18 protein-coding genes and 1 pseudogene are annotated in these 25,843 nt (G+C 68.1%); 10 read left to right on the plus strand and 9 right to left on the minus strand.

Annotated features, from left to right (window positions below):
• Positions 1–2: 2 nt before the first annotated feature.
• Positions 3–989 carry a TauD/TfdA family dioxygenase gene (locus tag ACUZ2Y_RS01435; RefSeq protein WP_476326123.1) on the minus strand — a complete coding sequence of 329 codons (987 nt, stop codon included), beginning with the start codon at positions 987–989 and terminating at the stop codon, positions 3–5.
• A 165-nt stretch (positions 990–1,154) separates the two neighbouring features.
• Between ACUZ2Y_RS01435 and panD the strand changes: the two genes are divergently transcribed.
• Complete coding sequence (gene panD, locus ACUZ2Y_RS01440; RefSeq protein WP_476326125.1) at positions 1,155–1,571, plus strand: aspartate 1-decarboxylase; 417 nt, start codon at positions 1,155–1,157, stop codon at positions 1,569–1,571.
• Between the two features lie 304 nt (positions 1,572–1,875).
• On the opposite strand, the gene ACUZ2Y_RS01445 is transcribed toward panD, so the two are convergent.
• Entirely contained in the window at positions 1,876–3,105 is a 1,230-nt protein-coding gene (locus ACUZ2Y_RS01445) for an HNH endonuclease signature motif containing protein (RefSeq protein WP_476326127.1), read from the minus strand.
• Positions 3,106–3,394: 289 nt separating this feature from the next.
• Between ACUZ2Y_RS01445 and ACUZ2Y_RS01450 the strand changes: the two are divergent.
• Positions 3,395–3,511: pseudogene (locus ACUZ2Y_RS01450) on the plus strand (ATP-binding cassette domain-containing protein); the annotation flags it as partial.
• A gap of 80 nt (positions 3,512–3,591) precedes the next feature.
• On the plus strand, positions 3,592–3,741 hold the full coding sequence (locus ACUZ2Y_RS01455) for a hypothetical protein (RefSeq protein WP_476326129.1): 150 nt from the start codon (positions 3,592–3,594) through the stop codon (positions 3,739–3,741).
• A 303-nt stretch (positions 3,742–4,044) separates the two neighbouring features.
• Here ACUZ2Y_RS01455 and ACUZ2Y_RS01460 read toward each other — a convergent pair whose 3' ends face one another.
• From ACUZ2Y_RS01460 to ACUZ2Y_RS01480, 5 genes are all read right to left on the minus strand, one after another.
• Positions 4,045–5,421, minus strand: a complete 1,377-nt coding sequence (locus tag ACUZ2Y_RS01460) for an LVIVD repeat-containing protein (RefSeq protein WP_476326131.1) — start codon at positions 5,419–5,421, stop codon at positions 4,045–4,047.
• Positions 5,422–5,494: 73 nt separating this feature from the next.
• Positions 5,495–6,718 carry an LVIVD repeat-containing protein gene (locus ACUZ2Y_RS01465; protein WP_476326133.1) on the minus strand — a complete coding sequence of 408 codons (1,224 nt, stop codon included), beginning with the start codon at positions 6,716–6,718 and terminating at the stop codon, positions 5,495–5,497.
• A gap of 272 nt (positions 6,719–6,990) precedes the next feature.
• On the minus strand, positions 6,991–7,881 hold the full coding sequence (locus ACUZ2Y_RS01470; RefSeq protein ID WP_476326135.1) for a carbohydrate ABC transporter permease: 891 nt from the start codon (positions 7,879–7,881) through the stop codon (positions 6,991–6,993).
• Between the two features lie 4 nt (positions 7,882–7,885).
• Positions 7,886–8,815 (minus strand): carbohydrate ABC transporter permease, encoded by a 930-nt coding sequence (locus tag ACUZ2Y_RS01475; protein WP_476326136.1) that lies wholly within the window; start codon positions 8,813–8,815, stop codon positions 7,886–7,888.
• Between the two features lie 85 nt (positions 8,816–8,900).
• A complete protein-coding gene (locus ACUZ2Y_RS01480; RefSeq protein ID WP_476326138.1) occupies positions 8,901–10,136 on the minus strand; it encodes an extracellular solute-binding protein in 1,236 nt (411 codons plus the stop codon).
• A 315-nt stretch (positions 10,137–10,451) separates the two neighbouring features.
• Here ACUZ2Y_RS01480 and ACUZ2Y_RS01485 point away from each other — a divergent pair, with 315 nt between their 5' ends.
• From ACUZ2Y_RS01485 to ACUZ2Y_RS01510, 6 genes are all read left to right on the plus strand, one after another.
• Positions 10,452–14,177 carry an NPCBM/NEW2 domain-containing protein gene (locus tag ACUZ2Y_RS01485; protein WP_476326140.1) on the plus strand — a complete coding sequence of 1,242 codons (3,726 nt, stop codon included), beginning with the start codon at positions 10,452–10,454 and terminating at the stop codon, positions 14,175–14,177.
• 316 nt (positions 14,178–14,493) lie between these two features.
• The gene (locus ACUZ2Y_RS01490) at positions 14,494–16,266 is read left to right on the plus strand and encodes a sensor histidine kinase (RefSeq protein WP_476326142.1); all 1,773 of its coding nucleotides are present in this window, start codon (positions 14,494–14,496) and stop codon (positions 16,264–16,266) included.
• On the plus strand, positions 16,251–16,670 hold the full coding sequence (locus ACUZ2Y_RS01495; protein WP_091378103.1) for a roadblock/LC7 domain-containing protein: 420 nt from the start codon (positions 16,251–16,253) through the stop codon (positions 16,668–16,670). The genes ACUZ2Y_RS01490 and ACUZ2Y_RS01495 overlap by 16 nt, the downstream gene beginning before the upstream one ends.
• A gap of 2 nt (positions 16,671–16,672) precedes the next feature.
• The gene (locus tag ACUZ2Y_RS01500; RefSeq protein ID WP_476331495.1) at positions 16,673–17,047 is read left to right on the plus strand and encodes a DUF742 domain-containing protein; all 375 of its coding nucleotides are present in this window, start codon (positions 16,673–16,675) and stop codon (positions 17,045–17,047) included.
• Positions 17,025–17,642 (plus strand): GTP-binding protein, encoded by a 618-nt coding sequence (locus ACUZ2Y_RS01505; protein WP_476326145.1) that lies wholly within the window; start codon positions 17,025–17,027, stop codon positions 17,640–17,642. The genes ACUZ2Y_RS01500 and ACUZ2Y_RS01505 overlap by 23 nt, the downstream gene beginning before the upstream one ends.
• The gene (locus ACUZ2Y_RS01510; RefSeq protein ID WP_476326147.1) at positions 17,639–18,205 is read left to right on the plus strand and encodes a GAF domain-containing protein; all 567 of its coding nucleotides are present in this window, start codon (positions 17,639–17,641) and stop codon (positions 18,203–18,205) included. Before ACUZ2Y_RS01505 ends, ACUZ2Y_RS01510 begins: the two co-directional genes overlap by 4 nt.
• Before the next feature lie 108 nt (positions 18,206–18,313).
• Here the strand turns inward: ACUZ2Y_RS01510 and ACUZ2Y_RS01515 are convergent, their stop codons facing one another.
• Both ACUZ2Y_RS01515 and ACUZ2Y_RS01520 read right to left on the minus strand, forming a co-directional pair.
• Positions 18,314–19,543: an acyl-CoA dehydrogenase family protein gene (locus tag ACUZ2Y_RS01515; protein WP_476326149.1), complete on the minus strand. Its 1,230-nt coding sequence runs from the start codon at positions 19,541–19,543 to the stop codon at positions 18,314–18,316.
• 437 nt (positions 19,544–19,980) lie between these two features.
• Positions 19,981–23,178 (minus strand): discoidin domain-containing protein, encoded by a 3,198-nt coding sequence (locus tag ACUZ2Y_RS01520; RefSeq protein ID WP_476326151.1) that lies wholly within the window; start codon positions 23,176–23,178, stop codon positions 19,981–19,983.
• A gap of 279 nt (positions 23,179–23,457) precedes the next feature.
• On the opposite strand from ACUZ2Y_RS01520, the gene ACUZ2Y_RS01525 reads away from it, so the two are divergent.
• Positions 23,458–25,815, plus strand: a complete 2,358-nt coding sequence (locus tag ACUZ2Y_RS01525; protein ID WP_476326153.1) for a family 20 glycosylhydrolase — start codon at positions 23,458–23,460, stop codon at positions 25,813–25,815.
• Positions 25,816–25,843: the final 28 nt, after the last annotated feature.

Below are 25,843 nucleotides of genomic sequence, written 5' to 3' on the forward strand. Positions count from 1 at the left end.
GCTCACGCGGTGTGCGCCGGTCCGTCTACTGAGGACTCGGCCATGGCGACGGCGATCTTGCGAGGCCCGGTGAACGGCTCACGCGCGTGCGCGGCCAGCATGTTGTCCACGATCAGCACGTCGTCGCGCTCCCAGTCGAACCGCCGCAGCGCCTCCCGGTACCGGTCGCGCAGGTGCGCGACGACGTCGTCGGGGATCGGGGCGCCGTCGCCGTAGTAGGTGTTGGTGGGGAGATCGGGGTCGTCGAACATCTCCCGCAGCCCCGCGCAGACGTCTTCGGCGAGGGTGCTCACGTGGAAGAACGTGAGGTGGTTGAACCAGACGTGCTCACCGGTCACCGGGTGGCGGTGCACCGCCTGCCGACGAGCCCGGGTGCGCAGCCCGTCCTTGCCCACCCACTCGACCTCGACACCGTTGCGTGCGCAATACGCGGCCACCTCGGCCCGGTCCTGGGTGTTGAACGCCTGCTGCCAGGGCACACCGAAGCCGGGGACGAAGTTGCGCACCACCATCCACCCGCGTTCGGCGAACTCGTCGCGGACCGCCGGGTCGATCGTGCGGTACACCTCGCGGGTGTCGGCCAGCGGCGTCGAACCCAGGGTGGTCGGCGGCTGGATGCAGTAGAAGAACAGCGTCAGCGGCCACGAGGCCTGGTAGGAGTTCTCGTTGTGCAGGAAGATCTCCTCACTCGGCGGGTAGTCCGTCGAGGTGTAGACCTGCCCTTTGATCGTGCTGCGCGGCGATGACCGCTCGGCGTAGGCCAGCGGGGTCCCGGACACCGCCCGCACCACCCCGTCGAACCCGTCGACTCCACCGACATCGAATCCGCGCAGCATCACCGCACCGTGTTCGAGCAGCTTGGCCCGGATCCGTGCCTTGGCGTCGGGCAGGTAGCCCGCCACCGGTGTGGCCGCTGCCTCGGCCGTGATCACGTAGGGCAGTGCCAGTTCCGTCACCGGGTCCGTCGCCAAGGCGGTCGTCGCGTCCATGGCGTTGAGGGTGTCCCCCCACGGCGGCGCGCAGCAGAGAAGTTCCGGCAGCACTGAGCGCACGGACCTCCCCGGTCCCTTGCGCGTCTTTCCCTACCTGGGAGCACCGGTGACCCCGATGCTTCATCGGAGCCGACTCGACAGGCCGACCAGGGAGGGACGCCCGTGTTCCGCACCATGCTCAAGTCGAAGATCCACCGTGCCACCGTGACCCAGGCGGATCTGCACTACGTCGGGTCGCTGACCATCGACGAAGACCTGATGGAGGCGGCGGACTTGCTGGCAGGCGAACAGGTCCACATCGTCGACATCACCAACGGCGCCCGACTGGAAACCTATGTCATCGCAGGCGAACGCGGCTCGGGCGTCATCGGCATCAACGGCGCCGCCGCCCGACTCATCCAGCCCGGCGACCTGGTCATCATCATCAGCTACACGATGGTCCCCTCCGCCGAAGCGGCCGGGCTGGTTCCCCGCGTGATCATGGTGGACGCCGCGAACCACAGCATCGGCCACACGTCCGACCCCGCCGAGCCCATCCCCGACACCCCAACGGTTCGCGGGGACCTGACCTTCGCCTGACGGCCCACAACCACCAAACTCGCCTCCCCCACACCACCGCCCACCCATGAAGCCTTCCACGTGCAACCGGTGCCCACCCCGCAGGCCAATGCTGGACGAAACCCAAAGGGACACTGGGGCTTTGACCCCCGCACCTCCCCCTGCTTCCCTCGTCCTGGCCATCGTCGACTCTCGATCAGCGGTAATCGGGGCCGAACGGCAGATTCTGGCCCAGGGCCCGGGTTCCGCTGGTCAGGTCCCACTGGGCGTCGCCGTCGCGTGTCAAGATCGCGCAGCGATGGCGCATCCACGTCGACAGACCGGATCAGAATGGGGCGAGTTCAACGTTCTCCTGCGCCACGGATGGCGAGAACTCGATCAACGGTTCCGTCGACACCGTATGGCACCCTCCGGTGGGTGTGGTCCAGACGAGCCTGCCCGGACTGGGTTGCCGCAGCGCCCAGCCGGGACGGTCTTTGACCTTGTGGTGGAACAGGCACAGGCACGCCAGGTTGGCGTGGTCGGTTACCCCGCCACGGCTGTGTTCGACGGTGTGGTCGAGTTCGCACGACCGGGCGGGCCGATGGCAACCGGGGAAGCGGCATGTCCGGTCTCTCAACCGGATGTGCCTGGCCAGATCAACACCAGGATGCCTGCGCCGCGATACTTCCAGCACCTTGCCCGACGGGTCGGTGATGATCCGCCGCCAGGTGACACCGTGGTCGGTGATCAACTCCTTGATCGCCAGATTCGAAATCGAGCCATATCCGTCGAGTTCGCCGCCCGCTCGCTTCCCCATCAGCACCGTGTAGGGCACAGCAACCTGCAACTCCACGGTGACCGCCCGGTCCGATCCGGTCCCGAACACCAGGTCGTAGAGCGCGTCGGCGCGCAGTGCGGGCAGCGGATCCGGCGAACCCTGGGCGCGCGCGGTCCGTGCCATCGTGTCCAGCACCAGGTAGACCGCGCGCAGCCGTTCGCCGGTGTCGTAGATGTCCAGGCATGCCATGCCGTCGCCATCGGGCACGAAATCCACCCGCCGCTGCGTTCGCCGCTGTTCGCGGCGGCGGTCGGCGCCATCCGGGTCGACCCGATCCACCTTCGCCCGCAACGCCTGCCGCCACTGTGCGATCGTCTTGTCCTCACCGCGTTCCAGGATCCACCGTTCGATGTCGCCTGCCTTCTCCTCGTCCACAGTGGAGGTGACCTCGGCCAGGAACGTGGCCCGGGGCAGGTCCACCCGTCCGTGCGCCAACGCCCGCACCGTCTCCGGGAAGACCCGCACCAGCCGGGCGGCCGTCGCCACCCGGGCCGAGGCCTGCCCCGGGGTCCACCGCAACGCCACCCCGACCTCGGCCCCGGCGAACCGGTGCCCACCGGCGTCCCGATCGGGCCGCAACGCCGCCATCCGGGCCAGCGCGCGCACCGCCACCGCGTCCAACGCCGCCCGCTGCCGCTCCACTTCTCGCAACAATTCCAGCACCTGCACATCACTCATCGCCTCGACGACACCGGGTTCGGCGACCGCGAGAACAGAGTGAGGGCTGGTGCTCATATGTTCGACATTACCGGGTGGATCATGCGTCTGAACTGTAAGAACGCATCATCACCCGAACGTGTGGCAGGCGGCGGCTCATCATCGTCGGGCTGCGGTTCCCGATTGGTTGAGACGAGACAGGGCCAGGCGCCGCTGCTTGTCCCAGGGCATGGCCGGCCTGGCTACTGGCGCTGTGTCGAGGTCTGAGTAGATCTGGGGATCCCGGGTACTCGTCCGGCGAACTGATGTCGACGGCGAGGGAGCGCCACCACATGTCCACCGATGGATCCGACCGCGACCAGGACGTCTCCCCGACGGGCAACGGCGCCTGTCGCAGTACCCGCACGAACTCTCCGGCGGGCTGCTGCAACGGGTCATGATCGCCGGCGCGCTGCTGACGCGGCCGCGGCTGCTGCCGGCAGACATCGAGTTGCTGCTGGCCCAACACCAGCGGAGGAGTTTCCGCGCATCAAGTCGGCGTTCGACGCCAATCGGCTGCAGCACATGGCGGGGGCGGTCCGGGCCGCTGAGGCCATCGCGCCCACGCACCCGCATCCGGGCGTGGAAGGACCTGCCGCCAACCTGATTCTCGGTCCGCCGATCGCGATCATGGACCGGGCGCGGGACCTGATCCGTGGCGCGCTCGGTCGGTGACGGCATGCGACTCCTGGCCGATGCGGTGTCGTGGGGGTTTCGCGGCGTGGCTCGACTGCGCAACGCCCGGGTGTTCCACCCGCGGGGACTGGTCCTCACCGGTGAGCTGAGCGTGCTGGTGCTGGACACCCGGCTCCCCGGTGGCGACACCGCACGGCCCGCGTTCGACCCGATGGCCCGGGGGCACGCCGCCATGGACGATGTCGCCGCGCTGGGTGACCCGGGTGCGCGAGCACGCCTACGAAGGCAGCCGCGCGGGCCGTGGCGCCTCCCGCGAAGCCGGGACGCGCCACGGCATGCCGCCTACGGGAGGCTGAACTCCTGCGTCTGCGGGTTGAGGTGGTGCAGCCGCAGCGAGCCCGATGTCTCGTTTCCGCTGAAGCGGAACACGTTGACGCCCTCGGTGATGCTCGACTCGTAGATGAAGTTGTTGTACCAGTAGGACGACCACGCCCCGCCGAGGTCAGGCGGACTGATGGCGGGCGGGTCCGACCAGCCCAGCGTCACGGGGTTGGCCGGGTCGGTGAACTCCGTGACCCACGTCCCCGCCTGGTAGTGCCCGCCCACGGCCACATACCGGCCGCTGCGCAGCGGCACGATGTTGTAGTTGTGGACCGTGCAGTTCTCGGCGACGCCGTCCTGGCCGCGCGGCAGCACCCACTGGCCCAGCTTGGCGCCCGTGGCCGTGTCGTAGAAGAACAGGCTCTTGTCGACAGCGGGGTCGGTGCTCTGGCACTCCGGTTCGGCGCCGCCGCCCGGCTCCCAGCCCAGCACGAGGACCTTGCCGTCGAAGCTGAACGCCGCCGAGTGCCAGCGCCCGTTCGTCCCCGCCTGGCCGACACCCGGCTCGGAGACGGTGTAGAGGAACACCGGGTCCGCGAGGCTGCCGCCCGGGTGGGCGTTGGCGCCGATGTCGAAGACGTTGGTCGCGTCCGCGCTCGCGCACGCGGCCAGGTTCACCGAGCCGAGGATCAGCCCCATGTCGTGGCAGCCGGTGCGCACATTGGTGATTGGTCCTGCCAGCGGCTCCCGGCGCAGCAGGTTCGCCGCCGTGGGTGCGGCCAGCGGAATCTCGATGACGTCGATGAAGTCGCCGACCGGGTCGTCGTTGGCGCGGGTCCCGTCGACGCAGCCTGTGCTGCTGGAGTTGTTGCTGTAGACGATCAGCCGGGCGCCGTCGCGGGCGCCGGACAGGGTGTGCGAGCCACAGGGCAGCGAGACCGCGGCGACCAGGGCCGGGTCCGCCGGGTTGCCGACGTCGAAGACGTGCACGCCTTCCCAGCCCGCGGGCACGATCTGCCCGTCACACGTGCGCGCGGTCGTCTTCTTGGAGTTCCATGACCGCACCAGGATGTTCTCCCAGACGAAGATGTCGCCTTGGTCGCCGTTGCAGCGCTGGTGCGAGAGCTCCACAGGGTTGTCCGGGTCGGCGATGTCGATGATCCGGAAGCCGTCGTAGTTGCCGTTGAACGCCAGGTTTCCCCAGAACGCGAGGTCGGAGTTGATATGCCGGACGCCGTCAGGCTGTCCGAAGAACGTCGCGGGGTGGGGGCTGTGGCCTTTGGCGTGCATGTTCGGGGTGTGCGGGTTGGTGGCGTGGTCGGCGGCCGCGGTGGCCGGGGCGATGAGAACCCCGGCAGCGACCAGCGCGCCCAGTACGATTCGGGTGTGCCGTGACATAGGAATGCTCCTTGAGTCGTCACGGGCAGGTGGCCGGACCCCGCCCCTCGATCGGGGCCCGGCCAGGTGCCGATTACGGGAACAGGCGCTCTTGCGTCTGCGGGTTGTCCCGGGTGAGCAGGGCGGCGCCCACCACTGCCGGATGGGCGATGGCGAAGATGTCCACGCCACGGTTGATGTCGTTGCCGTAGATGAATCCGTTGTGCCAGTAGGACGACCAGGTGTTGGCCGCGATCGGGTCACCGGGCCGGTAGAAGCCCAGTTCGACCGGGTTGGCCGGGTCGGTCAGATCGGCGACCGTCGTGCCGCCGGTGTAGGCGGAGGAGACGAGGACGTCGCGGTCGATCCCGGGCACGTAGTTGAAGTTGTGCATCGTGCACACGCCGGTTTCGGCGCGGGGAATCTTGTAGTGGCCCAACTCCGCGGCCGTGGCCACGTCGTAGGTCCACACGGCGCCGGTCGTCGGCGGGTCCTCGGCCCGGCAGCGCGCCAGTCCACCACCGCCTGCCTCGTCACCGAAGGTGACCTTGGTGCCGTCCCAGGTGAACTGCGCGGAGTGCCACACCCGCACCTGCGGTGTGGCGATGGTGTGCAGCACCTTCGGATGTGCTCGGTCGCTGATGTCCCAGATCTGCCCGACGCTCAGACACGCCGCGGCCGCCAGGTTCAGCGGCTTGAGCACGGTGATGTCGTGGCAGCCACTGGTGTTCTGCAGCACCGGCGACTGCAATTCGAGCCGCGTGTAGTCGAACACCGGCACGCCCGTCGTCGCGGGGGTCGAGACGACCTGGGCCTTCTCCGGGTTCTTCAACGGCACGTGGATCACCGAGATCTTGCCGTGGAACTGTTGGCAGTTCGGGCCGACCGAGGTCGTGGTGACCGCGTACGACGAGACATAGATGAACAGGCTCCCGTTGCCCGCGGGCGCGAGCGTGTGGGTGTGGGAGCCGCAATCGGTGCGCACCGACGCGATGTGCCTGATGTCGGCGGGGTTGCGGACGTCGAAGATCCGCACGCCTTCCCAGGCCGTCGGATTCGCCGCGGTGGTGTTGGCGCTGTCGCACTCGGGCTTGGTCTGCGGTGTGTCGACCGAGGAGAACAGCAGTCCGTTGTAGATCGACACATCGCCCTGTCCGCCGTTGCACGGCTTGAAGGCGACCTGGGTGGCCGTGGCGGGGGTGGAGATGTCGATCACACGAAACCCGCTGTAGGTGCCCGCGTACGCATAGTTACCTTCGAACGCCAGGTCGGACTGGGTGGCACCGTCCACTTTCGGTAGATTTTTGATCAACGTCATGTTTTCGCTGTGTAGATCCGGACCGCCGCCCCCGGTGGGCGGGTGTGTTCCGCCATCGTGGTCGGGGTCATGCGCGTAGGCAGTCGCTGGTGCCACCACCAACGCGGCCGTCGCGAACATCGCCATACAGGTCAACCGCCATGGTCGTGTCACGGCAGCGCCTCCTTCCGGGCGACGGAAGGTGGTCAGAGGTCGCCCTACCGATACACATCGCACTTGGAGCGAAAGTGTGTCCGATATCACGCGGAAGGTTTAATTGCTCTGCGTGTTGGCTACTTCACCCCGCCCGCCGTCAGGCCCGCTACGAGCCGTTTCTCGATCAGTGCGAAGAGGACCACCACCGGCAGGATGCCGATGATCGATACCGCGAACACGTACTGCCAAGCCGAGTCGTACTGGCCGACGAACTTCGTCAAGGCCACTGTCAGTGGCTGGTTGGTGTCGGTGGGCAACAGAATCAGGCTCGCCGCGAACTCGTTCCAGCAGGCGATGAAGGTGAACACAACCGTCGTCACGATTCCCGGCCATACCAACGGAAGCATGATCCGACGCATCGAGTCCAAGCGGGAGCAGCCGTCCAACCAGGCCGCTTCCTCGATCTCCTTGGGGACCGCCGAGAAGAAGCTGTGCATGATCCACACGGCGAAGGACAGGTTGAACGCCGCGTTGACCAGGATCATCGACAGGTACGTGTCATTGAGTTCCAGCGTCACGAACTCGCGGAACAGGCCTGAGGCCAGCACCGTGGGCTGCAGCATCTGGGTGATCAGCACCAGCAGCAGGAACGGCATCTTCAGCCGGAAGTTGTGCCGCGCGGTGAAGTACGCCGCCGGTACCGCCGCCACCAGGGCCAGCAGGGTGCCGCCGATGGAGATCACCACGGTGGACCACAGGTTGTCCGGCAGCGGTGTCTCCGGTGTGCCCCACATGGTCAGGAAGTTCTCGGGGTGCCACTCGGCGGGCAGGTACGTCGGTGGGACCTTGAGGATCTCCGGGCGCGACTTGAAAGCGCCGGACAGCATGATCAGGTAGGGGGCCAGGAAGATCAGCGCGATGACCCCGCCGATCGCGGTGAGGTCCCAGCGCCGCCGTGCCCGCTTGGCCGGTCGTGGCGTGCGGCTGCCCGAATCCTGTGCCGGGGGAGCCACGGTGAGGGTGCTCATCTTCTCAGACCTCCCGCATCGGGCGCACGATGCGCAGGTAGAAGGCGATCACGATGAGGACCACCAGGAAGTTGATGACGCTCAGCGCGCTGGCCGTGTCGATCTGGCGGTCGCCCTGAATGATCTTGAAGGTCAGGGTGGTGGTGGTGTCGGCGTCGTACCCGGGGATCGCGCCGGTCATCGTGCGCAGGATGGGCAGCGAGTTGAACACGTTGATGACGTTGATCAGCGCCGCCACCGCGAGCGCCGGCCGCAGCATCGGGAACACCACGCGCCAGTAGGTCTGGGTCTTGGTCGCGCCGTCGATCTGCGCCGCCTCCAGCACGTCGCCCGGCACGGTCTGCAGGCCGGCGAGGATGACGAAGGTGGTGAACGGGACGGACACGAACACCGCCACCGCCGCCGAGGACAGGAAGCCCGAGACCGGGTTCTTCAGGAAGCCGTAGGGCTGCGCCAGCACGCCGGTGTCGACCAGGAACTGGTTGATCACCCCATAGAACGGGTCGAGGCCGTAGACGAAGATCGTCGAGGTCATCACCACCGAGGCCGCCCACGGCACGATGACCGCCAGCCGCACGACCGTGCGACCCGGGAATGTCTTGTTCAGGAACTGCGCCAGCACCAGCGAGACAAGCACGCTGATGAGCACGACGCCGACGACCCACACCCCGGTGTTGAGGAAGACCCGCGGCAGGTGCCCGAGCGCGAAGACCTTCCCGTAGTTGTCCCAGCCCGCCCAGCCCAGGTCGGTGCCGAACCGGGAGATGTCGCGGAACGACGTGTAGAACATATAGCCCGCCGGGTACACCACGACGCCGCCGATCAGCAGCAGCGCGGGCGCCAGCCACGGCAGGGCCTGCAGGGTCGACTCCCGGGTGACCTTGCGGCGTCGGGCCTTGGTCGGCGGGGCGGCCGCCACAGTCGGGTCGGTCACTGGCACAGACTCCCTCATTTCAGGACCGTGGGTGGCGACCGATGCCCCGGTCGCCACCCACGGACGGGCGGACGGCTTGCAGGGGTCAGCCGCCCGCGTCCACCTTGGCCTGGATCTCCTTCAGCACGTCGGCGGCAGGCTTGGTCTGGATCTGGCCGACCAGCTGCTTGAACGCGCCGGAGGCGGTGCTCCACGCCGGGTTTGTGGCCGGGTAGAACTTGGCGCCGGGAAGGGCGGCGATGAACTCCTTGAGCTCCGGCTTGGCCGCGGCGGCCTCGCCCCCGGACTTGGTGGCCGGGATGAAGCCCTCGTTGTCGTTGAACTTGACGTAGTTGTCCTTCTCGTAGAAGAAGTCCAGGAACTTGCGGATCGCTTCCTGCTTCTTCCCGTCCTTCTTGAACCCGACGAAGTAGTCGGCGACACCCAGGGTGGCGGGCTTGCCGTCCTTGGTCGGGCTCGGCGCGATCGCCCACTGCAGGGCCGGGTTCTTCTCCTTGATCTGGCCGACGACCGGCGGCAGGCCGGTGATCATGCCGATCTTGCCCTGGATGAACACGTTGATCAGCGGCGTGCGGTTGGTCGCGCCGGGGTCGGCCTGGGTGGCCTTCTCGTCGATCATCTTCTTCATGAAGGTGAGCGCCTCGGTCGCCTGTGGGGTGTCCACGGTGATCTTCGAGCCGTCACCCCACGACGCGCCCGCGCCGTAGGCCCAGATGGAGGTCTCGCCCTGGGCTTCCTCGTTGCCCAGCGGCATGCCGTAGCCGCTGACGCCGCCACCGAGGGCGGAGATCTTCTTGGCCGAGTCGAGCAGCTCGTCCCAGGTCTTGGGCGGAGCCGCGATGCCTGCCTTGGTGAACAGCTCCTTGTTGTAGAACAGCGCACGGGTCGAGGCCACCGTCGGCACGCCGTACGCGGTGCCGTCGATGGCCGCGCTCTCGACGAACGCGGGCACCACGTCGGCCAGCGTCGCGGGGGAGACGATCTCGTCGGCCTTGAACAGCAGGCCTTCCTTGCCGTAGGCCGGGCCCGCGGAGTCGAGTTCGAGGATGTCCGGCGCCTTCTGGCCCTGGATCTTCGTGTCGAGGACCTTGTAGATGTCGTCCCAGCTCTGCACTTCGAGCTTGACCTTGATGGTGGGGTTCTTGGCCTCGAACGCCTTGACCAGGTCTTCCCAGTAGGGCTTGGTCTTGTCGCCGTAGGACGGGACCATCAGCTCGAGCTCGGTGTTCCCACCGGCGCCGCTGTCGGAACCGCCTCCGCACGCGACCAAGCCGAGCGTCGCCGCGGTGGCGATCGCTACAGCTTTGATGACACGCCTCAACTTCTCCTGCCTTCCTGCTGGACCGGTGCGCCGGCACTGCCGGACGAACCGGGCGATGCAAACTTACGATTGAGAATGAGCAGTTCTAATCACTTCTGAGCAGATTACGAACATGTTCCCCCTTGCTCTCCGGTTCGTCAACGGTCTCGGGCCAGCTTTGACGTGTGTTGCATGAATGCAACACGAAGCAGTGACAGCGCGCCCGTCATGCGCTAGACATGTCAAAACCTGCTCGAAGATGCTCGAAGTGAGGGCTTTATGCGCAGAAGTGTTCAGATATGTCGAAATCTGGGGATTCTTGCCGCCACCGCGACGGTGGCGACCACCTTGCTCATCGCGCCCGTGGCCACCGCCGCGGAACCAGGGCAACTCGGCGCGGTCACCGGCTTCGCGGCCGACAAGGCCACGTTCACCCTGGACGCGGGCCAGGCCAAGGTGCGCGTGGTCTTCCTGCGTGACGACGTGTTCCGGATCTGGCTCGCGCCCGACGGCCAGTTCACCGACCCGGCCAACACCCCGCCGACCGACCCCGCCGCGCCGAAATCCGACATCGTGGTGAAGAAGGACTACGCCGCGCCCGCCACCACCTGGTCCGACCAGGGCGACCACTACTCGCTGCGCACCCGCTCCGCCGAGGTGCGCGCCTACAAGAACCCGCTGCGCTTCGCCCTGCACCGGGCCGACGGCACCCAGGTGTGGTCCGAGCGGGCCCCGCTCGCCTGGACGGCGGGCAGTGCCACCCAGTCGCTGGGCCGCGGCCCGACCGAGCAGTTCGTCGGCGGCGGCATGCAGAACGGTCGCTTCTCCCACCGCGACAAGACCATCAAGATCTCCCGCGACTTCAACTGGGAGGACGGCGGCAACCCCAACGCCTCCCCGTACTACATGAGCACCGCGGGCTACGGCGTCCTGCGCAACACCTTCGCGCCGGGCAGCTACGCCTTCACCGAGCCGGTGGCCACCACCCACCAGGAGCAGCGCTTCGACGCCTACTACTTCGTCGGCGACATGTTGACCTCGCTCGACCGCTACACCGAGCTGACCGGCAGGCCGTTCCTGCCGCCGATCTACGGCCTGGAGTACGGCGACTCCGACTGCTACAACCGCGGCCACTACCGCCCGGGCGTCGACCCCGATCCGCGCAACGACGGCAAGTACCACCCGGACAAGGAGATCACGACCGACGCCGCCAAGATCGCGCAGAAGTTCGTCGACAACGACATGCCCGGCGGCTGGATGCTCGTCAACGACGACTACGGCTGCGGCTACAGCGCCGACCGCGACGCCTACATCCAGAACCCCAACCCCGGCGGTGTGGAGAAATACATCGGCACCCGCGACATCAACGCGCTCACCACCGCAGGCGACGAGCTGCGCAAGCGCGGCATCGAGATGGGCCTGTGGACCGAGTCGTCGCTGGACAAGCAGCCCGAGGAGGTCGGCCAGGCGGGCGTGCGGGTGCGCAAGCTCGACGTCGCCTGGGTCGGACCGGGATACCGGCACGCGCTGTCGGCGTGCGACACCGCGCACAAGGGCATCGAGGAGCACAGCGACGCCCGCGGGTACAGCTGGATGGTCGAGGGCTGGGCGGGCGCGCAGCGCTGCGCGGTCCAGTGGACCGGTGACCACGCGGGCACCCTGGACAACATCAAGTGGCAGATCCCGGCCATCCACGGCTCGGGCAACTCCGGCATCGCCTACTCCGCCGGTGACGTCGACGGCATCTTCGGCGGCAGCGCCACCAGCTACGTCCGCGACCTGCAGTGGAAGGCGTTCAACCCGGCCCTGATGTCGATGAGCGGCTGGTCGACGCCGAAGTTCAAGCAGCCATGGGCCTACGGCGACCCGTACACCGCGATCAACCGGCAGTACCTCAAGCTGCGGGAGCGGCTGCTGCCGTACTTCTACAGCTACGCGGCCGAGGCGCACCGCACCGGCGCGCCGATCAACCGCTCGCTGATCCTGGAGTACCCGAACGACCCGAAGACCTGGGACGACACCACCAAGTACGAGTTCCTCGCGGGCAAGGAGTTCCTCGTCGCTCCCATGTGGACCGAGGGTGAGGTCAAGGACGGCATCTACCTGCCCGAGGGCACCTGGATCGACTACTGGTCCGGCCAGGCCCACCAGGGCCCGACCACTATCAACGGCTACCACGCCCCGCTGGACCGGCTGCCGCTGTTCGTGAAGGCGGGCGCGGTCGTGCCGATGTGGCGCGACGGCATCACCGGCCACGCGCAGCAGAAGCCGGGCGACCGGGTGACCGTCGACGTCTACCCGCGGGGCGACTCGTCGTTCTCGATGTACGAGGACGACCGGGTGACCCGGGCGAGCCGCGAAGGCAAGTCGGCCACGCAGAAGTTCGACGTGTCCGCGCCCAAGCAGGGCTACGGCACGGTCGCGGTGCGCATCGGGGAGAGCGTCGGCGACTACGCGGGCAAGCCCGCATCCCGGCCCTACGAGCTGACCGTGCACACCGGCACCAAGCCCGCCGCGGTTCAGGCGGACGGCGACGCGCCGCTGACCCAGCTGCGCACCAAGGCCGAGTACGACGCCGCGCAGACGGGTTGGTTCTACGCCGAGAACGACCGCCGCGGCGTGGTGCACGTGAAGACCGCGTCGGTGTCCACCGGGGCATCGTCGACGATCAACCTGTACGGCACCACTTCCGTCGGCGGCGGTCGGATCAGCGACTCCCTCGGTACCGCCACACTGTCCACTCCGGACATGTGGGCTGCCGCGGGCGCCCCGACCGAGGTGGCCGCCGAGTTCCGCAACGGGACCGAGATCCCGGTGCAGGACGTCCGCCTCGCGCTGACCCTGCCCGAGGGCTGGACCGCGACCGCCAAGGGAAACGCCACCCATTCGGTGGTATTCCCGGGGAAGAGTGTTCGGACCGTGTTCGCCGTGACCCCGCCCGCCACCGCGGTCGGCAGTCACACGATCAAGCTGGACTCCACCTACGTCGCGGCGGGTGTCAAGCACACCAGCAGCGCCGTGGGCCGCGCCCAGGTGCCGTTCGGCTCGGTGGCGGCGGCGTACAACACCGTCGGCATCACCGACGCGGCCACCTACGGCGCGGGCAAGTTCGACCCGGACGGCAACAGCTTCCCGGCCGAACGCCTCGCCGCCCAGGGCTACACCCCGGGTGCGACGGTGACCGTGCAGGGAGCCCAGTTCACCTGGCCCGCCCCGGCCCCGGGCACGCCCAACATGGTGAAGGGGCAGGGTCAGCCGATCCTGGTCTCCGGAACCGGCACGCACCTGGCGTTCCTCGGCGCGGGCGCGAGCACCAGCGCGCGGGGGACGGTGACGGCGATGTACACCGACGGCACGGAATCGACGCACACGCTGGCCTTCCCGAACTGGTCGTTCCAGGACGCGGCCACCGGCGGGGCGAAACTGGCGGTGGCGGTGAAGGGCCGGTACACCCCCACCGGCCTCGCCAACACCGATGTCGACTACCGAGTCTTCTACAACACGGTGGAGTTGGCCAAGGGCAAGACGATCCGCGCGGTCAAGCTGCCCGCGGGCGCGGCGTTCGGCGTCTTCGCCGCGGCGGTGCACGACCGGCCGCTGCCGCCCGCGCCCAAGGGCGAGGCGTTCGTCAGCGACCTCGAATGGCTGAGTTCGGTGAACGGTTGGGGACCGGTGGAACGCGACCGCAGCAACAACGAGAGCGCCGCGGGCGACGGCAAGCCGATCACCCTCAACGGCACGGTGTACGCCAAGGGACTCGGCGCGCACGCGCCGTCCAACGTTCGGGTGAACCTTGGCGGTGTGTGCTCCTCGTTCAGCGCGAAGGTCGGTGTGGACGACGAGATGGGCGACAACAGTCCGTCCACTGTGGTCTTCAAGGTCGTGGTGGACGGGGTGGAGAAGTACGCCTCCCCGGTGCTGCGGCCCACGTCGGCCACGGTTTCGGTGCAGGTCCCGGTCACCGGGGCGCGCACGCTGGAACTGGTGGTCGCCGACGGCGGCGACGGTATCGCCAGCGATCACGGGGACTGGGCGGAGGCCAAGCTCTCGTGTAACTCCTAGCCGAAAAGCGGCGAACAGCGGCGGGGCGGATGACCAGGCGTACTGGTCGTCCGCCCCGTTCTTCGTCCTGGGCCATTCAGGGGATACCGGTGGGTAGCTCAGTCGATCAAGGTTGCGCGACAAAACTATCGTCTATATATAGAAATGCGGTGAGCCGCTGGTCACCGAACTGTCACGCGCAGTCTCATGTCCGCCGCCACCGCTGCGGTAGCATCGCCCGCGTCGCAGAGCCCCCAGCCATTTGGTCTGGCCCACGCTACATAGACTTGATCATGGTCGTCGGTCGCTGTCGGTCGCCTCGTACAGAAAGGACCAGATGTCTGAATCGCCATCGCCGGAGACGCCTCAGCCCACCCGCGGCGCCCGGCTGGACAACGACTACTCGCGGGCGAGCGAGCGTCTCCAAGCCAGGCTTTTACAGATCGGCTTGTCCCTGCTGGCGGTAGTGGTCCTCGGCGGTGGCGCCGGGATCCTGTCGATCGCCATGAATCCCGCGTCGGCTCTTGTCGCGTCGGTGAGCGTCGTGGCAGGCAGTGTGATCGCCGTCATGATCGCGCTGCTGTGCGCCGGGTCGGCGACCCGCAAGATCCGGATCCCGGCCCTCGCGTATCGCGGGTCCGTCGCCTACGCCCAGCGTCCGCCGTCGCCGACACCGGTTCCCGTGCCGACGCCCGCGCCCGCGCCGCAGCCCACGCCCGCCGAGCTGGCGTACGAGGCCGCGCGCAAGCCGCAGCCCGCGCCGCTCTGGGCGCACCCCGACGAGCTTCCCGCGACGCTCACCGACGACCCCGGCCAGCGCCGCGAGGTGTTCGTCAAGCTGGCGCGGCGACTGCAGTCGCTGATCAACCGGTCCATCCAGCGCATCGACCAGCTGGAGCAGGACAACGAGGACCCCGTGCTGCTCGACGGGCTCTACGAGATCGATCACCTCTTCACCCTCGCCCGCCGACAGGGCGAGAACCTGGCGGTGCTCGGCGGCGAGCCGCCGCAGCGCCGGTCGAACCGGCCGGTCAGCGTGTACGCGGTGCTGCTCGCCGCCGTGTCCGAGGCCGAGCACTACCGGCAGATCGCGATCGTGCCGGTCGAGGACGTCGAGATCCACGGCCACGCGGTCGCCGAGATCATCCACCTGCTCGCCGAGCTCCTCGAGAACGCGACCCGCTTCACCTCCCCGGACGGGCCGAAGGTCGAGGTCCGCGCGCACAAGGTCACCGCGGGCCTGGCCATCGAGGTCCAGGACCGCGGGCTGGGCATGAGCTACGAGGACCTGGAGCGGATCAACCACCTGCTTGACGGCTCGACCCGCATCGACGTCAGCGAGCTGCTGCAGGACGGCCGCATCGGCCTGGCCGTCGTGCGTGAACTCGCGCGGCGCCACGGCATCCGGGTGCGGCTGCAGTCGAACATCTTCGGCGGCATCGCCGCGGCCGTCGTCATCCCGCCGCACCTGCTCAGCGAGGCGCAGCCCGCGGCCGACACCCGCCGCCGCGTCCAGCCCTCGCCCGTGCAGCGGGAGCGCCGGGTCGAGCAGCAGGCCATCCCGGCCGCGCCCGAACCCCCGCGTCCCACGCTGGAGCCAAGCCCGCAGCCGACTCCGCAGCCGGCCCAGCCGCCTTCTCTCGGCCCCACCGCGCCGCCGCTCAGCGCCCCCGCGCTCAGCTCCGTGCACCTGACCCAGCCGACGAGCAGGCGCCAGTCGCCCGCCGAGCCCGAGGCCGCCGACCACGAGCGGGCCGACGAGCAGCACTGGGCCAGGAAAGCCCCCCTGCCGGAGCTTCCGGTGCGGGCCCCGGGCCGCTCCTACAACGAACTGCGGTCCGGTGTGCTCGACGACGCCGAGGAGCCCCCCCAGGAGCAGGCAGGCAGCCAGCCGCCGCCGCTGCCGCAGCGTCGCGGCACCCACCTGCGGGAGGAACTGTTGGAACCGCCCGCGCCCGCGCCGTCCATCACCGGACACAACACGCGCTTGATGGCCGCGGTCCAGGAGGGCCGCGACCACTGGCTCACCGAGCAGATCCGTGAAGCCTCCCCACATGAGCCGACCCAAGCACCTACCAGAGGAGAATCCGCCGCATGGCCGACGACCTGAACTGGCTCCTTCGCCGCCTGGTCGAGGCAGTTCCCAACACCCGCAGCGCGCTGCTGTTGTCGGTCGACGGGATCCCGAAGTACTGGTACGGACTCGACATCGACGGCGCGGACCGGCTGGCGGCCCTGGCCAGCAGCATGCGCTCGCTGGCCAACCAGGTGGGCACCACGTTCAGCAGCGGCGGCGCCGAGGGCGTGCGCCAGGTGATCACCGAGCTCAACGAGATCATCTTGTTCGTCACCGCCGCGGGCGCGGGCAGCGTGCTGGCCGTGATCGCCGACCAGGAGGTCGACGCGGGCATCCTGAGCTATGAGATGCAACGGTTGTGCACCCAGGTGCCCGCCGTCCTGGAGACCCCTGCCCGATACCAGGTCGCGGCGCCCCCGAGCAACGGGTCCCGGTGACGATGGCTGGTACGGGCGAGGATCCCGACGAGGACGCGGATCTGTTCGGCGTCCGTCCCTACGCCGTGACCGATGGGCGCACCCAGCCCAGCACACCGTTGGACCTGATGTCGCTGGTCCGGGCCACGGGCGGCGGGATGGTCGCGCCCGACCGGCTCGGCGTGGAGCACGCCCAGGCGCTGCGGCTGTGCCAGGTGCCGATATCCGTCGCCGAGATCGCCGCGCACCTGCGCCGCCCGGTCACCGTGGCGAAGGTCCTGTTGTCCGACCTGATCGAACTGGGGGCTGTGATCGCCAGATTCCCGCCAAGCACGTCCTATTCCAACGACCCAGACGTTCTGCGGGCGGTGATCGATGGTCTCCGCCGGATCGTTTGAGCAGTTCCCGATCCAGGTCAAGATCCTCATCGCGGGCGGCTTCGGGGTCGGGAAGACCACGTTCGTCGGCGCGGTGAGCGAGATCGAGCCGCTGACCACCGAGGAGACGCTGACCGCGGCGAGCGTCGGCACGGACAGTGTGGTCGGTGTCGAGAGCAAGACGACCACCACCGTGGCCATGGACTTCGGCCGCATCTCCTTGACCGACAAGAACTTGGTGCTGTATCTGTTCGGCACGCCCGGGCAAGATCGTTTCTGGTTCATGTGGGACGAGCTTTCCCGCGGCGCGCTCGGCGCGGTCGTCCTCGCCGACACCCGCAGGCTGCAGGACTGCTTCAGTGCCGTCGAGTTCTTCGAACGGCGTGACATCAAGTTCATCGTCGCGCTCAACGAGTTCGAGGGCGGCTACTGGTACGAAGACGCACAGGTGCGGGAGGCGCTCGCGCTCAAGCCGCATGTGCCGCTCGTGCGGTGCGACGCCCGCCGGACCCGCTCGGCGAGCGAGGTGCTGATCGCCCTGCTCGAATCCGTCCTCGCGACGTTCGACGTCGCCGGGACGACTGCCCCAGTCCCTAGGATCCGGAGCCACCCATGAACTACGACATGATCGACTCCCGGCTGCTCACCGCGCCCAACGACCCCGAGGTCGGCAGGCGGCTGGTGCGGCTGCAGGAACTCGGGCTCGGCGGCACGCCCGACCCGGAGTTCGACGCGTTCGCGACTGAACTCGCCGAGGCGGCCGACGCCCCCTACGCGATGGTCAACTTCATCGGCGAGAACGAGCAGTACTTCGCCGGGCTGCACGTGCCGTCCAGCGTCCAGGCGGACGCGCTGAAGGCTGCCCAGTCGTCGTCGAACGCGACCCCGAGCCGGACGATGGCCCGCGACCACGGGTACTGCCCGCACGTCGTGGTGCGGCGCAAGGCATTGGTGCTCGACGACGTGTGTTCCTACCCGCGCTTCGCGGTGAACCCGGTGATCAACTCGATCGGCGTCCGCGCCTACATGGGCGCCCCGCTGATCGACCGCACCGGCACGGCACTCGGCACGATCTGCGTCGTGGCCACCGAGGAGAGCCGGTGGGGCCGCCCGGGCCTGGAGCTCATCAAGTCGATGGCAGCCAAGGTCGTCGACCTGATCCACCAGCGCGAAAAGTAACCGCCTCCCCGGAATTTGACACGGGTCGGTTACCAGCGATCGCGTGCGATCGCTGGTAACCGTGGCCGGGAGACATCACGGTCCCCTTGGCAGGCGGTTGGGTGGTTGCTATCCGGCGTTGCGCAGGAAAGTGCTGCTGGACCGCAGTTCGGTGGCGAAGCGCTCCGACCACTGGTCCCGGTAGGTCCCCAGCGCCACCTCGGCGAGCCGTAGCCGCTGCACGTCCGAGGTGCCGGCCGGGGCGTAGATGTGGTGGGCGTCGCGGAAGAGGCGCTCGATGTGGCGGTCGGGGTCGAGCCCGTACGCCGCGTGCACCTCCATCGCCGTGCGTGCGGCGTCCAAAGAGGACTCGACGTTGAGCAGCTTGGCGTTGATCAGGTCCGCGTCGCAGGGGATGCCCTGGTCGAGCAGGTGCGCGGCGTGGTAGGCGGCGAGCCGGCAGGTCATCAGCTGGGACTGCAGCTGCCCGAGTTTCTGTTTGACAGTCGGGAGTTCACTCAGCGACTCACCGTAGCGCTGGTGCTCCTTGGTGAAGTGGACGGTCCGCTCGACCAGTGCCTGGTGGATTCCCAGGGCGACGGCCGTCAGGTTCGGCCTGCCATAGAGGACACTTGAGGAGTACGCGACGGAGAGGCCGTCGCCCTCGGCGCCGAGCAGGTTGTCCGCCGGGACGCGGCAGTCGTCGAAGATCAGTTCGCCGAAGCTGAAGCCGTGCAGTCCCATCGCGGGCCGGTGCGGGCCGAGGGAGAAGCCGGGGGTGGTGGCCTCGACCAGGAACGCCGACATCCCTTTCGATCCGGGCCCGGTGCGCGCCACCACGCCGTGCAGGTCGCCGACGTGGCTGTTGCCGACGAACACCTTCCGGCCGTTGAGGACGTAGTCGCCGTTCACTCGTTTGGCGGTAGCGGACATCCCGGCGACGTGACCACCGGACTCGGGCTCCGTCACGGCGATCGTCGGCAGGCAGCGGCCGTCGCTGATGGCGGGCAGCCAGCGCCACTTCTGGTATTCGTTGCCGAAGTGCACGATCTTCGCGACGCCGAGCTGCGAGGCCTGTACCATGGCGCCCATCGCACCGCTGACCCGCGACAACTCCTCGATGATGATCGTCTTCGCCAGGTGGCCGAGCCCCATGCCGCCGTAGCGGGGGTTCACCGTGACGCCGATCCAGCCCTGCTGCGCGATCAGCCGCGACATTTCGAAATGGACCGCCCGGGACTCTTCCATCTCGGCTACCCGGGGTGCGACCTTACTCTCCGCGAACTCACGGACCTGCTCACGCAACTGTTCGTGGCGGGCTGTCGTGAAGTAGCTGGTCGACTGGGCGGCGAGGTTCACTGCGGTCCCCTAAAATATCTCGTCACCGACCAACGCGACTCCGGCTTGGAGTGCCGGGAAGTAACCATGCCATCGACACTGCGTGCGCGGTACCACCTACCTGGTGATTCCCAGAGTCCAAGATCTTTTGTTACTGACGAGTTCGATCACGCGCGGTGATCGCTCCAGTTAGGAACCGTGGCCGGAGGTCGTTTACCCGCAGTGCTTTCCGTCACTGTTCCGCCTCCCCCGGAGTTCAAAGTTTTGGTCACGTGTGGAGTAACGGCGCGTTGGGCGGTGACCGGGGTCGGCATGCGTCGCGGTTCCCTTGGGTGCGGTTTGGGGGGAACGAGTTTCGCCCGGTCAGACCTCACCTGACCGGGCGGAGTCTCGGGGAACGGTGGGGCAGGCGGTGCCGTTTTCCGCCTGCCCCACCGGGTTGCGCTAGGTGGTTGCCATCACCGGCCGACCGCGGTGATCTCCGCGGCGGAGGTCCACTGTCCACCGTTTACTTCGGACAGTGCGCGCAGGCGGAGGTAGCGTCCGGTCTTCGCGGTGAAGGACAAGGCCTTCTCTGTCGTTCCACCGCTGAAGGTTCCGGTCGCGACGGGTGTGCCCCAACTGGTGGTGCTGTCGCTGACATAGATCTCGTACTGACCAATGGTTCCGTTGATACCGCCGTCTTGCCTTGGCAGGTAACGGAGTCCATCGATCTGGTAGCTCGCCCCGAGGTTGATCTGGACCTCGTGGGGGAGTGGGTCCACGCCGCCGGACCACTTGGTGTGCCAGTAGGTCGCGGTGTTCCCGTCGATCGCGTTGCTCGCCGGCTCCCCGGTCTGCTGGCTGCTGGCGGAGACAATGCTCTGTCCCGCCTTGGGAATCGGCGCCGACGCGGCCGCGGGCTTGCCGATGGCGGTGATCTCGGCCGCGGAGGTCCACGGCCCGCCGTTCACCTCGGACAGTGCGCGCAGTCGTAGGTAGCGTCCGGTCTTCGCGGTGAAGGACAAGGCCTTCTCTGTCGTTCCAGCGCTGAAGGTTCCGGTCGTCACCGGTGTGCCCCACGTGGTGGCGTTGTCGCTGACGTAGACCTCGTACTGGCCGATGCTTCCGTTGGTTCCGCCGTCCTGCCTTGGCAGGTAACGGAGTCCGTCGACCTGGTAGCTCGCCCCGAGGTCGACCTTGATCTCGTGCGGCGGCGCCGGGTCCGGGTCGACACCCGACCACGCGGTGTGCCACATGGTGCCGGTGTTGCCGTCGATCGCGTTGCCGCCCGCGTGGCCGGATTCCTGGCTGTCGACCGAGATCACCGTCTGGCCCGCCTTCGGGATGGGCTGGCTTCCCGTGGGGATGGCGTTCGCGGCGGGCAGGGTGGTGCCGGTCGCGGTGACGGTGAACGCCGTCGACGTGCTCTGCGTGCCGGTCTTGACGTGGAGCACGCCCGCCCGGTCGGCCGAGTCGAAGAACCAGCCGGTCGTGGCGCTGTCGTAGGCGGACTTGGTGGTGTGCTTGACAAGCGTGGTCGAGCCGAGCGTCACCGCGCTGGGCGCGGACGCCACGTGGACGGCGAAGTCGTAGCCGCGGCTCGCGAGCTTGCCGGTGTACGAGCCGACGCTCGCGCCGACCTGGATCCGCACGTCGCCCGCGCCCGAAGTGGGGGCGGTGACGTCGACCTTCTGCTTGGCGAACGCCCCGGTCTGGTAGGACCGGGTGAGGCCGTCGTCCTCGTACAGCGAGAACGTCGAGGTGCCGCGCGGGTAGACGTCGTAGGTGATCGGGGTGGCGGGCTTCTCGCCGCTGCGGTTCATCTGCGGCCACATCGGGACGATCCCGCCGCCCTTGACGAACAGCGGCAGCGTGTCCAGCGGCGCGTTGTACCCGTTGAGCCAACCCGGTCCGGCGTAGGTCTTGCCGGACCAGTAGTCGGTCCACGTGCCCGCGGGCAGGTAGATCCCGTCGCGCACGGTCGTGTCGCTGGTGACCGGGGCGACCAGGAACGAGTCACCCGACATGAACTGCTGGCTGGTCTGGTTGCCCCGGGCGACCGGGTCGTTCGGGTACTCCAGGACCATGGCCCGGGTCGACGGGGTGCCGGTCTCGGTCGCGACCCGGCTCATCGAGTACAGGTACGGCGTGAGCCGCATCTTCAGCTTGAGGTACTTGCGGTTGATCGACTGGGTCGGCTCGGCCCAGCGCCACGGCTGCTTGTCGTTGAACCCGGTCGACGGATTCGCCGTGCCCCAGCCGGACATGGTCATCAGGGCCGGGGTGAACGCCTTCCACTGCAGGTCGCGCGCGTAGGTCTTGGCGCTGCCGCCGTAGATGCCGTCGACGTCGCCCGCCGCGTAGTTCAGCGCGGACAGGCCCGCCCCGGTGATCGCCGGGACATGCCAGCGCATGTCGTCCCAGGTGCCGTGGGTGTCGCCGCTCCAGACGACGGCGTTGCGCTGGGTGCCCGCCCAGCCGTCGACCGTCCAGACGAAGCGGCGGGCGTCGCTGTTGTTCTCGATCCCGTTGACGGCCTGCTGCACTCCGTCGAAGGCCATCTGATAGCCGGGGCCGATCCAGGCGACGTCGGTCTTCACCGCGCGGCTGCCGGACACGCCGACCTCGTTGGCGATGTCGGACAGCCCGGTCGAGGTCCACAGCCCGGTCTTCATGCCCCGGGCCTGCAGCTGCGAGACCACGTTCGTCAGGCCGGTGTACCCGCAGCCGTAGCCGTCGTTCGGGAGGAACCAGCCCGAGGGCATGTCCGCGGCGACCGCCTGGTCGGCGTACTTGACCACGTCGGGCGTGGTCTGGTGGTCGACCCGGTTGTGGTCGCCCTGGTAGTCGGGGTTCGATGCGTTCCAGCAGTCGGCGTTGCCCATCTCGAAGCCCCAGATCGGGGCCAGGAACGGCTTGCCGGTGACATCGGTGTATCGGTTCAGCACGTCCTTCGGGCCGTCGCCGACGAAGTAGAACGCGTCGAACCGGGTCTCGTTGTGTCGCAGTCCGACGGTGGACATGAAGTCGTACTGCCCGGGCGCCCAGGTGTTGCGCACGACGCCGTAGCCGTTGGTGGACAGGTAGAAGGGCGCGGGGGAGGCGTTCTTGCCCTCACGCCAGGTGTTGTCGACCGCGACGGGGACCGACAGGTCGCGCAGCGCCCAGGCGCCGAGGCGGAACCCGGTGCCGTAGAACTGCTCGTCGGCGCCCCGGGTCAGGCTCTGCGTGGCCGACCCGGTCTCCCAGGTCAGACCGGTGGACTCCTTCCAGACCGGGGTGGTGTTGTCGGCCCGGTAGAGCTCGAAGCGCAGCGGGGACTTGTAGGCCCGCAGGGTCACCGCGCTGGTGTTCATCCGGTAGTAGGTGCCCGCGTCGGACCAGGTCGTGTCGACCGCGCCGAAGTCGGTCTTGATGGCGATCTTCCCGCCGACCGGGTCGCTGAACGTGCCGGTGGGCGCGAGCCACAGCCGGAACACGCCGGGCTGGGCGAAGCTCACCCGCACCTTGGGTGTTCCCGCTGAGATCTCGTAGGTGGACCCGTTCGGGGTGAACGCGGTGATGTTGCCGAGCGTGGCGGCTGACGCGGTTCCGGTGCTGATCAGGGGCAGCGCCGCGGCGACCAGGACGGCGCCGGTGAGTAAGGCGAGGCGACGGGACAGTCGGGCTCTCATACTGGACCTCTCAGGGTGCAGGGCAGGGACTCTCCAGCTTGCGTGCATGTTTTAGATCGAAACAGGGCAGTTTAATGCAGGATTACGCAGAACTGTCCCGCCCGTGAACGCCGATGTCAATGGTTCGCTTGGACTCGTATGGTCGAATGATGACGATTCATGTTCGGTCAAGCCAGTGAATGAACAACTATTGACATCTTTCACGCAAGCGCGCTTCACTCTTTTGGTCTGGACCACTACCTGCCCGGTTCCCGTCCCCTGCGCTCCCGAAGGACACCGATGGCCTCCCAGCGATTGTTGGCGCGCGTCGTGCTCGCCGCTCTCTTACTCCTCACCGCGGTCGGCGGCGTCGTCGTCGGCGGCCCACCGGCCGTGGCCGCCGCGGCCAATGAGAAACCGCGGACGATCCCCGCGCTGCAGGAATGGACCGGCGGCGCCGGCTCCTACTCCTTCTCCGGCGCGTCCCGGATCGTCCGGGACACACCCGCGCTGGCGTCGACCAGCCAAACTTTCGCCGAAGACCTGAGGTCCTTGACCGGCAACGACATCGCCCAGCTCGCGGGCACGGCCGCCGACCTCCGTGCGGGCGACATCCTGCTGTCCCTTGGCTCGACCGACACCGCGCTCGGCGCCGAGGGCTACGCGATGTCCATCACCGACCGGATCACCATCTCCGCGCGCGACGACCGGGGCGCCTTCTACGGCACCCGCACCATCCTGCAGCTGCTCAAGCAGGGCACGGCAATCCCGCAGGGCACCGCCCGCGACTGGGCGCTCAAGCCCGAGCGCGGCCTGATGGTCGACAACGGCCGCAAGTACTTCACGCCGCAGTGGCTGCGCGACCACGTCAAGGAACTGGCCTACCTCAAGCTGAACTACTTCCACCTGCACCTGTCGGACAACAAGGGCTTCCGGATCGAGAGCGTCAAGCACCCGGAGTACGTCTCCGCCCAGCACCTCACCAAGCAGGAGATCACCGACCTGATCGCGCTGGCCGCGAAGTACAAGATCACCGTCGTGCCGGAGCTCGACGCGCCCGGCCACATGGACCCGATCCTCGCCGCGCACCCGGAACTCAAGCTCGTCAGCAACACCGGCACGGTCAACCACGGGTTCATCGACCTGAGCAAGGACGCCGCCTACACCCTCATCAAGGACATCTACGACGAGTACCTGCCGCTGTTCCCCGGGCCGTACTTCCACATCGGCGCCGACGAGTACGTCACCGATTACAACGCGTACCCGCAGCTGCAGACCTACGCGCGTGCCAAGTACGGCGCCACCGCGAACGCCAAGGACGCCTACCTCGGTTTCGTCAACTGGGCCAACGGGATCGTGCGCGCGTCCGGCAAGACCACCCGCGCCTGGAACGACGGGCTGTTCGGCGGCAGCGCCATCACGGTGAACCCGAACATCATCGTCGAGTTCTGGTACAGCTACGGCCTGTCACCGCAGAAGCATGTCGACAACGGCCACCTGATCTCCAACGAGAGCTGGACCCCGACCTACTACGTGCTGCACCCGTCGAGCGTCGGGCGTCCGGACACCACGTGGGGTTATGAGACCTGGACCCCGGACACCTTTCAGGACAACCAGACCCTGACCGCGGCGAGCAAGTCCAAGAACCTCGGCTCGAAGATCCACATCTGGTGCGACTACCCGGAGACCGAGACCGAGGCGCAGATCGCCGCCGGCGTGAAGGACTCGCTGCGGATGCTCGCGCAGCAGGTGTGGGGCTCGCCCAAGTTGGTGAGCACGTGGTCGACGTTCCAGCCGATCGTCGCCGCGATCGGGCGCAACCCCGGCTGGCCGGTCGCCGCGCAGCCCGGAAACCTCGCCTTCGGCAAACCGGTGACGGTCTCCAGCACCGAGACCCCGAGCTTCCCCGGCAGCCACGCCGTCGACGGCGACTACGCCTCCCGCTGGTCGAGCGGGTACACCGACGGCGAGCGGATCACCGTCGATCTGGGATCGTCGAAGCCGATCAGCCGGGTCAAGCTCAGCTGGGAGGCGGCCTACGGCAGGGGATACCGCGTCGAGACATCCAACGACGGCACGACCTGGACCGCCATCCACACCACCACGGCCGGTGACGGCGGCGTCGACGACCTCACCGGCCTGTCCGGCTCGGGCCGCTATGTCCGGATGCAGGGCACCCAGCGGGCCACCACGTTCGGGTACTCGCTCTACGAGTTCGAGGTGTACTCGCCCAGCCCGGTCGACTCCGGCGCCACCTACCAGATCACCACATCAGGCAAGGCGATGGACGTGCCCGGCTCAGCCACCGCGACCGGCACCCAACTGATCGTGTGGGCCCCGCACACCGGCAACAACCAGCGTTTCGTCACCACCGCGAACGGCGACGGCAGCTACACCCTGAAGAACGTCCACAACGGCCTGTGCGTGGACGTCAACGGTGGCTCATCCACCGCGGGCGCCGCGATCATCCAGTGGACCTGCACCGGCGGGGCCAACCAGCGCTGGTCACTGGTCGCGGCGGCGGGCGGCGGCTACGCCATGGTGTCCCAGGCGAGCGGCCTGGCGATCACCGCGGCGACGGGCACCGACGGCGCGAAGCTCACCCAGCAGCCGAACACCGGCGCCACCTTGCAGCGCTGGACCTTCACCAAGATCTAAGCTGACCCGCGAGTCGCCCCTCCCGGCA

It is taken from the genome of Actinokineospora sp. UV203, assembly GCF_056323665.1.

What these genes read in the sequence shown, in the direction of transcription:
- ACUZ2Y_RS01465 (WP_476326133.1), bottom strand. Translation starts at nt 6,718, where the DNA reads ATGACGTTGATCAAAAATCTACCGAAAGTGGACGGTGCCACCCAGTCC.
- ACUZ2Y_RS01470 (WP_476326135.1), bottom strand. Translation starts at nt 7,881, where the DNA reads ATGAGCACCCTCACCGTGGCTCCCCCGGCACAGGATTCGGGCAGCCGC.
- ACUZ2Y_RS01500 (WP_476331495.1), top strand. Translation starts at nt 16,673, where the DNA reads ATGGCTGGTACGGGCGAGGATCCCGACGAGGACGCGGATCTGTTCGGC.
- ACUZ2Y_RS01490 (WP_476326142.1), top strand. Translation starts at nt 14,494, where the DNA reads ATGTCTGAATCGCCATCGCCGGAGACGCCTCAGCCCACCCGCGGCGCC.
- ACUZ2Y_RS01445 (WP_476326127.1), bottom strand. Translation starts at nt 3,105, where the DNA reads ATGAGCACCAGCCCTCACTCTGTTCTCGCGGTCGCCGAACCCGGTGTC.
- ACUZ2Y_RS01525 (WP_476326153.1), top strand. Translation starts at nt 23,458, where the DNA reads ATGGCCTCCCAGCGATTGTTGGCGCGCGTCGTGCTCGCCGCTCTCTTA.
- ACUZ2Y_RS01520 (WP_476326151.1), bottom strand. Translation starts at nt 23,178, where the DNA reads ATGAGAGCCCGACTGTCCCGTCGCCTCGCCTTACTCACCGGCGCCGTC.
- ACUZ2Y_RS01435 (WP_476326123.1), bottom strand. Translation starts at nt 989, where the DNA reads ATGGACGCGACGACCGCCTTGGCGACGGACCCGGTGACGGAACTGGCA.
- ACUZ2Y_RS01505 (WP_476326145.1), top strand. Translation starts at nt 17,025, where the DNA reads ATGGTCTCCGCCGGATCGTTTGAGCAGTTCCCGATCCAGGTCAAGATC.
- ACUZ2Y_RS01510 (WP_476326147.1), top strand. Translation starts at nt 17,639, where the DNA reads ATGAACTACGACATGATCGACTCCCGGCTGCTCACCGCGCCCAACGAC.
- ACUZ2Y_RS01460 (WP_476326131.1), bottom strand. Translation starts at nt 5,421, where the DNA reads ATGTCACGGCACACCCGAATCGTACTGGGCGCGCTGGTCGCTGCCGGG.
- ACUZ2Y_RS01495 (WP_091378103.1), top strand. Translation starts at nt 16,251, where the DNA reads ATGGCCGACGACCTGAACTGGCTCCTTCGCCGCCTGGTCGAGGCAGTT.
- ACUZ2Y_RS01455 (WP_476326129.1), top strand. Translation starts at nt 3,592, where the DNA reads ATGGCGGGGGCGGTCCGGGCCGCTGAGGCCATCGCGCCCACGCACCCG.